The 12,274-nt window shown below is 60.3% G+C and carries 12 protein-coding genes; 3 read left to right on the forward strand and 9 right to left on the reverse strand.

All coding sequences use genetic code 11. The annotated features are described in order from the left end of the window. Window positions 1-17: 17 nt before the first annotated feature. A complete protein-coding gene (yedA, locus tag ACSFE6_RS18650; protein WP_435429007.1) occupies window positions 18-959 on the reverse strand; it encodes a drug/metabolite exporter YedA in 942 nt (313 codons plus the stop codon). A gap of 166 nt (window positions 960-1,125) precedes the next feature. Between yedA and ACSFE6_RS18655 the strand changes: the two genes are divergently transcribed. Further along, window positions 1,126-1,584: an Lrp/AsnC family transcriptional regulator gene (locus ACSFE6_RS18655; RefSeq protein ID WP_435429008.1), complete on the forward strand. Its 459-nt coding sequence runs from the start codon at window positions 1,126-1,128 to the stop codon at window positions 1,582-1,584. Window positions 1,585-1,778: 194 nt separating this feature from the next. Here the strand turns inward: ACSFE6_RS18655 and ACSFE6_RS18660 are convergent, their stop codons facing one another. The 3 genes from ACSFE6_RS18660 to ACSFE6_RS18670 form a co-directional block, all read right to left on the reverse strand. After that, window positions 1,779-2,390: a 3'-5' exonuclease gene (locus ACSFE6_RS18660; protein ID WP_175387864.1), complete on the reverse strand. Its 612-nt coding sequence runs from the start codon at window positions 2,388-2,390 to the stop codon at window positions 1,779-1,781. Between the two features lie 22 nt (window positions 2,391-2,412). Beyond that, the gene (locus ACSFE6_RS18665) at window positions 2,413-2,892 is read right to left on the reverse strand and encodes an NYN domain-containing protein (RefSeq protein WP_110965011.1); all 480 of its coding nucleotides are present in this window, start codon (window positions 2,890-2,892) and stop codon (window positions 2,413-2,415) included. A 207-nt stretch (window positions 2,893-3,099) separates the two neighbouring features. Further along, window positions 3,100-3,870, reverse strand: a complete 771-nt coding sequence (locus ACSFE6_RS18670; RefSeq protein WP_435429009.1) for a DUF2076 domain-containing protein — start codon at window positions 3,868-3,870, stop codon at window positions 3,100-3,102. Between the two features lie 180 nt (window positions 3,871-4,050). Here ACSFE6_RS18670 and ACSFE6_RS18675 point away from each other — a divergent pair, with 180 nt between their 5' ends. Further along, entirely contained in the window at window positions 4,051-4,725 is a 675-nt protein-coding gene (locus ACSFE6_RS18675; protein ID WP_435429010.1) for a YciC family protein, read from the forward strand. A gap of 66 nt (window positions 4,726-4,791) precedes the next feature. Then, a complete protein-coding gene (locus tag ACSFE6_RS18680; protein ID WP_435429011.1) occupies window positions 4,792-5,871 on the forward strand; it encodes an endonuclease/exonuclease/phosphatase family protein in 1,080 nt (359 codons plus the stop codon). A 104-nt stretch (window positions 5,872-5,975) separates the two neighbouring features. Here the strand turns inward: ACSFE6_RS18680 and ACSFE6_RS18685 are convergent, their stop codons facing one another. From ACSFE6_RS18685 to ACSFE6_RS18705, 5 genes are all read right to left on the reverse strand, one after another. Beyond that, window positions 5,976-6,401 carry a RidA family protein gene (locus tag ACSFE6_RS18685; protein WP_435429012.1) on the reverse strand — a complete coding sequence of 142 codons (426 nt, stop codon included), beginning with the start codon at window positions 6,399-6,401 and terminating at the stop codon, window positions 5,976-5,978. Between the two features lie 37 nt (window positions 6,402-6,438). After that, a complete protein-coding gene (locus ACSFE6_RS18690) occupies window positions 6,439-7,719 on the reverse strand; it encodes a flavin-containing monooxygenase (RefSeq protein ID WP_435429013.1) in 1,281 nt (426 codons plus the stop codon). Between the two features lie 298 nt (window positions 7,720-8,017). Continuing rightward, window positions 8,018-9,400: an aspartate aminotransferase family protein gene (locus tag ACSFE6_RS18695; protein ID WP_435429014.1), complete on the reverse strand. Its 1,383-nt coding sequence runs from the start codon at window positions 9,398-9,400 to the stop codon at window positions 8,018-8,020. A 59-nt stretch (window positions 9,401-9,459) separates the two neighbouring features. Beyond that, a complete protein-coding gene (locus tag ACSFE6_RS18700; protein ID WP_435429015.1) occupies window positions 9,460-10,515 on the reverse strand; it encodes an ABC transporter substrate-binding protein in 1,056 nt (351 codons plus the stop codon). Between the two features lie 144 nt (window positions 10,516-10,659). Further along, a complete protein-coding gene (locus ACSFE6_RS18705) occupies window positions 10,660-12,150 on the reverse strand; it encodes an aldehyde dehydrogenase (RefSeq protein ID WP_435429016.1) in 1,491 nt (496 codons plus the stop codon). Window positions 12,151-12,274: the final 124 nt, after the last annotated feature.

Consider the following 12,274-nt stretch of genomic DNA (forward strand, 5'->3'; position numbering starts at 1 on the left):
ATGGCGCGCAGTTTACCCTAATTCACACGGGATTCCGCCGACACCACGGGCGGCACGACCTTCGCTACTGGCTTTTCCGGTGCACGACGCCACTGCGGCAGGCCAATCAACACCACGGCGCTGATGATCACCAGCATCGCCAGCGCTTCCTCGATACCGATGGTCTCGCCGACAAACACGATCCCCAGCAACACCGCCACCGCCGGGTTGACGTAGGCATAGCTGGTGGCCGCCGCCGGACGCACGTGTTTCAACAGGTACATGTAGGCATTGAAGGCGATGATCGAACCGAACACGGTCAGGTATGCCAGCGCGGCCCAGCCTTCGATCGGTGGCATTTTTTCCAGGTGTTCACCGCTGACCGCGCTGCCGATCAGCAACACCACGCCGCCCACCAGCATTTCCACAGCGCTGGCCATGGCCCCTTGCGGCAACGGCAGGTGTTTGCTCCACACCGAACCGAACGCCCAAGTGGCTGCGGCAAAAATCAGCAGGGCAGCGCCCAAGGGGCTCGATTGCAGGTTGGAGCCGAGGTTGAGCATCACTATGCCGATCATTCCGAGCACGACACCCGCCCATTCCAGACGGGTATTGCGCGCGCCCCAGAAGTAGCCACAGAGCAAGGTGAACAGCGGCACCGTCGCCACCGCCAGGGCCGCCACCCCGGAAGCCACGCCCGTGTGTTCGGCCACGCTGACCGCCCCGTTGCCGCACGCCAGCAGCAACACACCGATAATCCCAGCAGCCTTCCATTGTGCCCAGGTCGGTGCCGGCGCCCCGCGCCAGCGCAGGAAGGCGTACATCAAAGTGCCGGCGATCACGAAACGGATACCTGCGAGCAGCAAGGGCGGCCAGTACTCCACGCCGATGCGGATCACCAGATAGGTCGAGCCCCAAATCACGTACAAGGCGAAAAAGGCAGCGATCAACGGTAAGGGAAAGCGACGTAGGCTGGACATGATGGGCAGCTCGCAGGCAGAACAGATGAACGGCTATTCTAGAAAGGCTGGCGCGGGAAAATAAGTTACAAAACCTGTTTAAAGCGCCCGTACACTTTTCAAAACACGGAGTTGATGGCTATAAACCGTGTTTTCGAAAGTCGGCCATTTTTCAGGAGTCACCCCGATGGATAAGTACGACCGCATGCTGCTCAGCGCCCTGCTGGAAAACGGCCGCGCGTCCTACGCCGACCTGGCGCGCAAGGTCAATCTGTCCGCCCCGGCCGTGGCCGAGCGCGTGGCCAAGCTCGAAACCAGCGGCGTGATCACCGGCTACCAGGCCAAAGTCGACATGTCCAAGGTCGGGCTACCGATCCAGTGCGTGATCGAACTGCGCCTGAACCAGCACGGCAACCAGAAAGCCTACGACGAGCTGATCCAGATCCCGCAACTGACCGAATGCCATCGGGTGACAGGGGATCCGTGCGTGATCATGCAAGCAGCGGTGGGCTCGATGCCGGAACTGGAAGAGCTGATCAATCGCGTCGCCCAGTTCGGGTTCAGCAAGACGTCGATCGTGTTGTCCAGCGCCATCGAAAAGCGCGTGCCGTTGGGGCAGCTGGAAGGGAATGGTAAGGCGATTTAATTTTTTGAGAGGGTACCCTGTGGGGGGGGGGGGGGGGGGGGGGGGGGGGGGGGGGGGGGGAGGGAGGGGAGACCCACCCACCCCCCCCCCACCCCCCCCCCCCCCCCCCCCCCCCCCCCCCCCCCCCCCCCCCCCCCCCCCCCCCCCCCCCCCCCCCCCCCCCCCCCCCCCCCCACAAGGGAATTGTGTCGTTGTCAGAACCCGCGGTAACGCTTGAGATGCTCGCCCACCTTCGCCGCCGGCACCTTCTGCAATTTGCACAGCAGATCATGGGACAACTCGCGCAGTCCATGCTTCTGGCGCAACTCTTCAGCCAGATGCGCCGTCAGGTTGGCCGCCATTTCCGCATCGGCCATGGCCCGGTGAGCCTTGCCGGTATGGGGAAGGTTGGCGAACGTGGTGAGGGTGCCGAGCTTGTGGTTCGGTGCCGCCGGCATCAGGCGCCGGGCCAGCAGCAGCGAGCAGGCAAAGTTCTGCAGGCGGGTGCGTTTGATCCGCCCCAGTTCGAAATCCCAGAACTTCTGGTCGAACGCGGCGTTGTGCGCCAGCAGTGGCGTGGTGCCGACGAATTCGTTGACCTCGTTCATCACCTGTTCGGCCGAGGGCGCAGTACGCAACATGGCGTTGCTGATGCCGGTGAGTTGTTCGATGAAGGCCGGGATGCGCACGCCGGCGTTCATCAGGCTCTGGTAACGCTCGACGATGCGCCCCTGTTCAAGGATCACCACGGCAATTTCCGTGGCCCGGCAGCTGCTGCTCGGGGAGATCCCGGTGGTTTCAAAGTCGATGACTGCGATGCGTTCCAAACCTGTTTCAACTCCGTAATGATCAATTCTTGAGCAGCAAGGCGCCTTCGATCGGCACGTAGCGGCTGGCGGCGCGGATCAGCGAGTTGGCGGTCAGGCCCGGTACGCCATAAGCCACCGCTTGCACGCCGTGCTTGCTGATGATGCGCTCCAACAGCATGTCGAAATCACCGTCGCCGGAAGCCAGCACCACTTCGTCGACATGGTCCGCCGCGTCCATGACGTCGAGGGTAATGCCCACGTCCCAGTCGCCTTTGGCCGAGCCGTCGCTGCGCTGGATGTAGGGCTTGAGCTTCACGGTGAAACCGAGGTTGCGCAGGATCTGCTGGAACTGCTGCTGCTTGCTGTCGCCGCGATCGATGGCGTAGGCGTAGGCTTCGACAATCTGCCCCTGTTTGCTGATTTCAGCCCACAGCGCGGCATAGTTGAAGTGACACCCGTAAGCCTGACGCACGGTGTAATAGAGGTTCTGGACATCGGCGAACACTGCGATTTTCTTCACCGGACACCTTCATCAGAGCGCAGGCAGGATCAGGCACCAGGCCCGAAAAGGCGCCCAGTATGCCAGTCTAAAGGAGGATTGTGGCGAGGGGATTTATCCCCGTTGGGCTGCGAAGCAGCCCCCCCTGCGTCCGTTCAGACAGACGGAGTTGTTCGGATTACGACTGCTGCGCAGCCGAACGGGGATAAATCCCCTCGCCACAGGGTGTCAGACGAAGGTGTCGTCGTCGCCGCCAAAGAACGATGAGCTGTCATCGCTGTAATCAGCGTCGGTAAAACCTCCCTGGTCATTGCTCCAGGAATCATTACCGGCCATGCGCTGGTCATCGCCCCAACCGTTGTTGCCCTGATCATTGACCTGGGCTGGTTCTTCCTTGATGACTTCGACGATTTCCTGCGGTTGCTGATTGTGATGGAACAGACTGCTGATGCCTTGCGCCAGCATCACGCCACCAGCGACACCGGCGGCGGTTTTCAGTGCTCCGCCGAGGAAGCTGCTGCCGGCTGACGGAGCCTGCTGTTGCGGTACGTAGTTCTGTTGAGGTGGCGCGCCGAAGTTCTGCTGCGGTGGCTGCGAATTGAACGAAGACCGTCCCGGTTCACGCCAGCCGCCACCGCTCGACGCAGGTGCGCTCTGGCTCGGCGCAGGCTGAGGATCACGGGAACTGCCGCCAAAGATGCTCGACAGGAAACCACCGCTGCTTGGCGCCGGCGCCGTTGTCTGCGCCCTGGCCTGTTGCAGGTCGGCCTCCAATTGCTGGACTTGCGCAGTCAGTTGCTTGTTCTGTTCATCGAGGCGCTTGATCGCCGCCTCTTGCACCAGAATCGCCTGGGTCATGAAATAACCTGCCGCCGGTTGGCGCGTCAGGTGTTCCTTGATCCGCGCCTCGGCCTGGGCGTCGCGCGGGGCTGCCTCCGTTTCGGCCTGTTGCAGGCGGGAAAACAGTCCATCGATCAGGGTTTGTTCTTCGCTGTTCATGGCGACCTCGTAGATTGCCGGGGGAAATCGTTGCCCTTGTCCGCTTGAGGATAAGGCGCCCGACCTTAATGGAGGCTGAAACAAGTTGTTTCAATGAGCTTTACCGAACGTTTACGTTTGCTTGTGCCCGTACATCATCGGTTACAGTGTGTAACCTGTTATGACCTGCGATACCGACTGATGAATCCGTTCGATGTTCTGCGTGACTCCCTGTATTTCTTCAAACGCAATCTGGGCCAGATCGTGCAGCTGTGCCTGCCGCTGGTGATCATCGAAGCCCTGTTGCAACAAGTGGTCGACCACTCCACCGAGCCGGGCAGTTTCCCCGGCATCAGCGTGATCGTCGGCCTGCTGGTGTATCCGCTGTACACCGCCGCGCTGATTTTGTTCCTTGATGCCCGCAGCCGTGGCGAGTCGCCAAGCAACCGCGAGTTGCTGTCGCGATCCGCCTACCTGTGGCCACGCTTCGCCCTGCTGACCGCCCTCAATACCCTGCTGATTCTGCTTGGCCTGTCGCTGTATTTCCTGCCGGGCATCTATCTGATGGTGACCCTGGCGTTCGGCGAATACCTATTGGTGCTGCGTGGCCTGGCGCCGCTGGCAGCGATGAAGGAAAGCCTGCGCCTGACCCGTGGGCACTTCATCCGCATCTTGGTGAGCATTCTGTGTGTAATGGGGCCGTTGTGGTTGCTCAAGGGTGCCACCCTGGCGGTTTATCCCGAGCCGCAGAACCCGGTGATCTCGCTGCTGATCGACAGTGCCCACAGTTTCCTGCAACTGTTCACCAGCGTGGTGCTGTTCCGCCTGTTCATGTTGATCAGCGATGTACCGGAAAAAATCGACGGGCCACTCTGACCTTGGGTGACCGACCGTCAGTCGGGTATGCTCGGGCTCAATTTCCGTAACGCGATAAGCCGAGCCATGACCCGACTGCTGCGCTACACCTTGCCGGGATTGCTGATCGTTATCGGCCTGATCGGGGCAATGATCCACAGCCTGACCTGGCGCCCCGCGGCCCGTGAAGTGCTGCCGGTCAGTTGCAGCACCAAGGCGCCAACCCTAGCGACCGGCCAGGCACTGAAGGTGATGACCTGGAACGTCCAGTACCTGGCGGGCAAGCGCTATGTCTTCTGGAATGACCTGGCTTCCGGCAACGACGACACCCCTACACCTGATGACATGGCCTTCAGCCTCGATGAAGTGGCGCGGGTGATTCGTGACGAGCAACCGGACGTCGTGCTGTTGCAGGAACTCGATGACGGCGCCAAGGCCAGTGACTACCAGAACCAGCTCAAATTGTTGCAGGAACGGGTTGCCGATCTGTATCCGTGCAGTGCTCATGCCTTCGACTGGAAGGCTGACTTCGTCCCTGATCCGCATATCTTCGGCAGCGTTGGCCGGCAACTGGCAACCCTGAGCCGCTACCAGATCGAACATGCCCAGCGCCTGCAATTGCCGGTGGCGCGAGCCAACCTGATCAGCCGCCAGTTCCAACCCAAAAACGCTGTGCTGGTGGCCTACTTACCGCTCAGCGAGGGTGGCCAGATCGCGGTGCTCAACACCCATCTGGATCGCGTGACGCAGCCTGACGAAACGCTGCAAGCCCAAGTGAGCGCCGTGGCCAAGACCCTGGACAAGCTCGAAGGCCGCGGCACGCCGTGGTTGATCGGCGGTGACTTCAATCTGCTGCCGCTGGGGCAATACCAACGCCTGCCTGCCGAACAACGCACGCCCTACTCCGCCGACAGCGCGCTGCATGTGCTGTGGGACAAATACCCGATGATCCCCACCAACAACGAAGCCAGCGGCATTGACCGTGCGCGCTGGCTGACTCACTACCCGAACGATCCGGGCCTGAACGGTCCGGACCGTACTGTCGACTACCTGTTCTACAGCCCGCGCATCAAACGGGTCGAAGCGATGGTGAGGCAGGACGATACCTTGCGCATCTCCGATCACTTGCCGGTGATTGCACGGTTCCTGCTGCCCGCTGGGCAGTGACCTGTGGGAGCGAGCCTGCTCGCGAAAGCGGTGTGTCAGACACTACAAATGTCGGCTGACAATTCCTCTTCGCGAGCAGGCTCGCTCCCACAAGGATCACGCCTTCAGTTTGCCTGCCAGTCATCCGGGATGACCGCGATCACATCGATCTCCATCAGCCACTGCGGCTGGCCGAGCCCGGAAATGACCAGTCCCGTCGAGATCGGGAACACACCCTTCAACCACTTGCCAATCACCTGGTAAACCGGTTCGCGATAACGGGGATCGATGATGTAGGTGGTGGTTTTGACGATGTGCGAAAGATCGCTGCCCGCCTCTTCCAGCAGCTGTTTGACGTTTTTCATCGCCTGCTCGGCCTGGGCTGCCGGGTCGCCAAGCCCCACCAGGTTGCCCTCGAAATCGGTGCCAATCTGACCCCGGACATACACCGTATTGCCCGCCCGTACGGCTTGGCAAAGGTCGTTGTCCAAAGACTGATTGGGATAGGTGTCTTTGGTATTGAACATGCGAATTCGCGTGTGAGTAGGCATCAACTGACTCCCCTGAAACTTGATTTATGATCGACTCTTAGCGCTGCGACCGGTCGCGGTATTCGAGGTACTGGCGCTGGGTGGCAATGTGGCCTGCGACATGCTTGGCGTCATGCCAGACACCCCAGATAAAGCTCGACCCACGACGCGACAGCCACGGCAGCCCCACGAAGTAAACGCCCGGTTCGCTCGATACACCGCGCTGGTGGCGAGGTTTGCCCTTGTCGTCAAACGCATCGACCTGCAGCCAGCTGTAGTCGACGGCATAGCCGGTCGCCCAAATGATCGAGGTGATGCCCGCCTCAGCCAGATCAAGCTCCAGGATCGGGTTGGTCATGCAATCAGGGTCGGGCAGCATGAACCGGGCTTCGGGCTCTTCCGGCAGATCAAGGCCGTTACGCGCCACGTAGGCATCCGCGGCGTCCAGCAACGAGAGGTAATTTTCGTCGCCAGCCGCGATGTTTCGCACCAGATCCTGCTGGAACGTCACCACGCCGTCGTTGAAGGATTGGGTCAGCCCCACCAGCGTGACACCCTGCCTGGCGAGCGCCCGGAAATCGACGGTGTTGCCGCCACGGGCACCGCTGACCGCGATGGTCACGTGCTCGCGCCCCGGCTGCATGACCTCGGCATCCCACAGCCCCAACACCCCCAGCCACCAGCAGAAGTCACGGTTGCGATAGGCGCGAGGCGGACGATCATGCTGGCCGACAGACAGATAAACCTGTTTACCAGCGCGCTGCAGTTCATCAGCGATTTGAACACCGGAAGAACCCGCACCCACCACTAGCACACCGCCCTCGGGCAGTTGCTGCGGATTGAAGTATTGGGCCGAGTGAATTTGCGTGATGCGATCGTCTTTTGGAGCAATCGGCGGAATGACCGGACGCTGGAATGGACCGGTAGCCGCCACCACGCGATTGGCCTCGATCACGCCCTCGGAGGTCTCGATGGTGAAGCCCGGGCGATCGGCGTTGCGTATCACTTTTTTGACGTCGACACCGGTACGGATCGGCGCTTCGAATTTCTCGGCATAGGCTTCGAAATAAGCCGCGACGCGATCTTTCGAAGCGAAGGCATCGGGCTCTAGGTCTTCGAACGCCAGGCCGGGGAAACGGTCATGCCAGACCGGACCGTTGGCCACCAGCGAATCCCAGCGTCCGGTGCGCCATGCTTCAGCGATGCGATTACGCTCAAGAACGAGGTGGGGAACACCGAGTTTGCTCAGGTGCTCACTCATGGCGACGCCAGCCTGGCCGGCTCCGACAACAAGCGTATCTATTTCTATCTTATTTACAGTCATGCTTGTGCCCTTCATTGAGGCAACTATGGCGCGCCAAGTCGCTACAGATCAGTCATGTTTATGTGTTAGTTCCGCACTTATAACTTTGCTTGCGGGATGGTTTTATTCTGTGCGGTAAGTGCAAATAGCGAAATTATGATTTTTGTAGTTGTTAGCCAGAAAAAAACTGCGTGGCAATTTCAATCAATATGTAATGACACAAACCTTGTAGGAGCGAGCTCTGCTCGCGATGGACGTCAACGATAACGCGCGCAACTTGAATGAACGCGTTGTCTGGACGTTTTTCGCGAGCAGAGCTCGCTCCTACAATTATTTAAAGCACGCCGATTTCCTGGGCCGTCCGATCAACCGCAATCTTCGTCTTGGAAACCAGTTCGTCGATTTCACCACGCGTGGCGATCAATGCCGGTGCCATGATCATGCGACCCAGGGTCGAACGAATGATCACGCCTTCCTCGAAACCGATGGTACGGCAGCGCCAGGCGATGTCGTTTTCGTTGGCAAAGCGCTTGCGGGTCGCCTTGTCTTGCGCGAACTGCAGCGCGGCCACCAGCCCTGTGCCCTGGATCTCGCCCACCAACGGGTGATTGCCGAACACCTCGCGCAGGCAATTGTGCAGGTAGGGGCCGGTGTCGGTTTTCACCTGGGTGACCACCCCTTCATCGCGCAGCGCTGTAAGGTTGGCGATCGCAACCGCGGCCGCCACCGGGTGACCGGAATAGGTCAGGCCGTGGGCAAACACACCCCCCTGCTCCACCAACACCTCGGCCATGCGCCGGCTCAGGATCAGGCCGCCCATCGGGATGTAGCCCGAGGTCAGGCCTTTGGCGATGGACAGGGTGTCCGGTTGGAAATCGAAGTGCTGGTGGGCAAACCATTCGCCGGTACGCCCGAAGCCACCGATCACCTCGTCCGCACACAGCAGCACGTCGTACTGGCGGCAGATGCGCTGGATTTCCGGCCAGTAGCTTTCCGGCGGGAAAATCATGCCGCCGGCGCCCTGGAAAGGCTCGGCGATGAAGGCTGCGACGTTCTCGGCGCCCAGTTCGAGAATCTTCGTCTCCAGCTGACGGGCAGCGCGCAGGCCGAATTCCGCCGGGGTCAGTTCACCCTCGTGCGCGAACCAGTACGGTTCGTCGATGTGCGCGACATCGGGAATCACACCGCCCATGTCGTGCATGAACTTCATGCCGCCCAGTGCGGTGGCGCCCAGGGTCGAGCCGTGGTAACCGTTCCAGCGACCAATGATGGTCTTCTTCTGCGGCTTGCCGAGAATCTGCCAGTAGCGGCGCACGGTACGGATCAACACCTCATTGGCTTCGGAGCCGGAGTTGGTGTAGATCGCGTGGCTGTAGTGCTTGGGCAACAGGCTAAACAGCAACTCGGACAGCTCGACCACCGCCGGGTGGGTGGTGTGGAAAAACATGTTGTAGTAAGGCAACTGCTCCAACTGACGGGTCGCCGCCGCGGCGAGATCCTTACGCCCATAACCGAGGTTGGTGCACCACAGGCCGGACATGCCATCGAGGTAGCGATTGCCATCGTTGTCCCACAGGTGCAAGCGCTCGCCACCGACGATGACGCGAGGCCCTTCGGCGTTCAACGCCTTCTGATCGAGGAAGGCATGAATGTGGTGGGCAGCGTCACCGGCTTGATAGTCCCTGGTTTCCCGCTGCGGCTTGTAGTCTGTTGTCATCTCAAATGCTCCTGAATTGAGTAAGGATTCAGTTCCCGGAAAATAGGCGCCCGTGCGGCTTAGCGTGCAGCCCAGGCATTAAAACGTTCCTCAAGCTCTTCGCCGTGATCGACCCAGAACGTGGCCTCCACCAACTGACCTTCAGCCAGATTGGCCTGGGCCGTAGGCAGCTGGGAAAGGGTATCCGCTGGCAACTGCGCCAGCACATCCTTGCGAATCGGGCCGTAGGGAATCTGGGTGGAGAAGGATTTCTGCCCGCTCGCCTGGCTGGCAAACACGATGAAGCGCTCGGCCAATGCCTTGTTCGGACTGCCGCGAACGATGGCCCAGTGATCAGGATCGTAAAGGTGGCCGTTCCATGTAATGGCGAGTTTCGAACCTTCCTTTTGCGCCACGGCAATTCGGCCGTTGTAGGCGGCGGACATCACGACATCGCCTGCCGCGAGCCATTGAGGAGGTTGTGCGCCGGCTTCCCACCACTGGATCGAGGGCTTGATCTGGTCAAGCTTGCGGAAAGCCCGATCCACGCCTTCCTTGGTCCCCAGGACCTTGTAAAGGTCTGCCTGCTTGACGCCATCGGCGAGCAGCGCCACTTCCAGTGTGTACTTGGCACCTTTGCGCAGGCCGCGCTTGCCCGGATACTGCTGCAGATCCCACAGGGCAGCCCAGGACGTTGGCGCCGCGCCCACCTTGCTCGAGTTGTAGGCGAGCACCATCGACCACACGTAACTGGCCACACCGCATTCGCTCACCGCACCAGGCAAGTAGTTGCCGGCCTCCCCGATCAGCCCCGGATCGAGCCGCTCGAACAACCCCTCTTCGCAGCCACGCACCAGTTCCGGGCTTTCAACCTCGACGACGTCCCAGCTGACCTGGCCCACATCGACCATGGCCTTCACCTTGGACAGTTCGCCGCTGTATTCACCGACCACCACTTTGCCGGCACCACTTTTTTCAAAGGGTTTGAAGTAAGCACCCTCTTGCGCTGCTTTTGTGGCACCGCCAAATGAAATAACCGTAATACTTTCTGAATGTGCGACCAGTGGCGCACTTAATACAAATAATGCTGTAAAACCAGCAGCCGCTTTAACGCTCGAAGATGAATAGCTGAACATAGAATCTCCCTCACTTTTTAATTGTGATTAGTTACTGAGGCAGTCACGACCATGTGGCCGCAAATATGCGCATATCCATCCGCGCGATGACATCTTGTTGTTTTTGATTCGCACGCTACTTCAGCGTGCGCTCAGTTGTTTACGTCAACGTAACTGAAACCAGGTGGTCTTCAGTTGGGTGTATTTATCGAACGAGTGCAACGACAGGTCTCGACCGAAACCCGATTGTTTGCCACCACCGAACGGTACGGTGACGTCCAAGGCATCCACGGTGTTCACTGAAACCGTGCCCGCCTTCAGCGCCCGGGCGACGCGGTGCGCGCGACTCAGATCATCACTCCATACGGAGGCGGCCAGACCATAGACGCTGTCGTTGGCCAACTGCACCGCCTGCTCTTCGGTGTCGAACGTGGAAATCGCCAGCACCGGTCCAAACACCTCTTCACGCGACAGGTGCGAATCATGGGCAACGTCGGCAAAAATGGTCGGTTCGATGAAATTGTCCGAACCGTTGAAGCTCAAGCGACGGCCGCCGGTGAGCAATGTCGCCCCATCCTCCCGGGCACGCTCGATAAAGCTCATCACACGGGCCGCCTGCCCCGCATCGACGATGGCGCCTGCGCGGCTTGCCGGATTCAGTGGATCGCCCGGCATCCAGGCCTTGGCTTTTTCCACAAGCCGCTCGATGAACGCGTCCTTGATCGAACGCTGGACATAAAGTCGAGAGTTGGCCGAGCAGACCTCACCCTGATTGAAGAAGATGCCGAAAGCGGCTTTCTCCGCGGCCAGGTCCAGATCCTTGCAGTCATCGAACACCAGGCTCGGGCTCTTGCCGCCACACTCCAGCCAAACCTGCTTGAGGTTCGATTGCGCGGAGTACTGCATGAAGTATTTGCCCACCTGGGTCGACCCGGTAAACACCAGGCAATCGACATCCGGGTGCAAGCCCAGCGCCTTGCCGGTGGATTCACCCAGCCCCGGCACCACGTTCAGCACACCGGCCGGCAAGCCTGCTTCCAGGGCCAGCTCCGCCAGGCGCAGGGCCGAGAACGGTGATTGCTCGGCCGGTTTGAGTACCACGCTATTGCCGGCCGCCAAGGCTGGCGCCAGCTTCCAGGCCGCCATGTCGAGCGGGAAGTTCCACGGCACGACCGCCGCGACGACACCCAGCGCTTCACGGGTGATGGTCGCCAGCGCCGATGACGCAGTGGGCGCGACCTGGTCGTAGAGTTTGTCCAGCGCTTCGCCATACCAGGCAAACACATGGGCGGCGCCGGGGACGTCGATGTTGTAGGCATCCATCACCGGTTTGCCCATGTTGAGCGAGTCCAGCAATGCCAGTTCTTCGCGATGCGCCAGCATCAGCTCGGAAAGACGCAGCATCACCCGCTTGCGCTCAACCGGCGCCATGCGTGCCCAAGGGCCTTCGTTAAAGGCCTTGCGAGCACTGTGCACCGCCAGCTCCACTTCCGCTTCACCACACGCGGCCACCCTGGCCAGCAACTGGTTGGTGGCTGGGTTGATGGAATCGAATGTTGCGCCCGAAGAGGCAGAAACCTGCCGGCCATCGATCAAGGCTTTGTCCGGGAAGGTTTGCCGGGCAGCGCTTTGCTGCCAATAGTCGAGGTCGAACACGCTACGCTCCCTTTGCGACCGCCGGGGTGGTCAGAGTTTTTATCAGAGGTGGCAGGGATAGTGCGTCAACCGGGCAAAGAGGAAAATTATTAAAAATATGCTCGGGACATAAGAAAAAACTGGG

The sequence above is a fragment of the Pseudomonas baetica genome (genome assembly GCF_051216495.1).
Taxonomy (GTDB): domain Bacteria; phylum Pseudomonadota; class Gammaproteobacteria; order Pseudomonadales; family Pseudomonadaceae; genus Aquipseudomonas; species Aquipseudomonas baetica_B.

Bases quoted from the DNA above. Each gene is read 5' to 3' on its own strand.
- yedA (WP_435429007.1), bottom strand. From the start codon at position 959: ATGTCCAGCCTACGTCGCTTTCCCTTACCGTTGATCGCTGCCTTTTTC.
- ACSFE6_RS18700 (WP_435429015.1), bottom strand. From the start codon at position 10,515: ATGTTCAGCTATTCATCTTCGAGCGTTAAAGCGGCTGCTGGTTTTACA.
- ACSFE6_RS18690 (WP_435429013.1), bottom strand. From the start codon at position 7,719: ATGAAGGGCACAAGCATGACTGTAAATAAGATAGAAATAGATACGCTT.
- ACSFE6_RS18685 (WP_435429012.1), bottom strand. From the start codon at position 6,401: ATGCCTACTCACACGCGAATTCGCATGTTCAATACCAAAGACACCTAT.
- ACSFE6_RS18680 (WP_435429011.1), top strand. From the start codon at position 4,792: ATGACCCGACTGCTGCGCTACACCTTGCCGGGATTGCTGATCGTTATC.
- ACSFE6_RS18655 (WP_435429008.1), top strand. From the start codon at position 1,126: ATGGATAAGTACGACCGCATGCTGCTCAGCGCCCTGCTGGAAAACGGC.
- ACSFE6_RS18675 (WP_435429010.1), top strand. From the start codon at position 4,051: ATGAATCCGTTCGATGTTCTGCGTGACTCCCTGTATTTCTTCAAACGC.
- ACSFE6_RS18695 (WP_435429014.1), bottom strand. From the start codon at position 9,400: ATGACAACAGACTACAAGCCGCAGCGGGAAACCAGGGACTATCAAGCC.
- ACSFE6_RS18670 (WP_435429009.1), bottom strand. From the start codon at position 3,870: ATGAACAGCGAAGAACAAACCCTGATCGATGGACTGTTTTCCCGCCTG.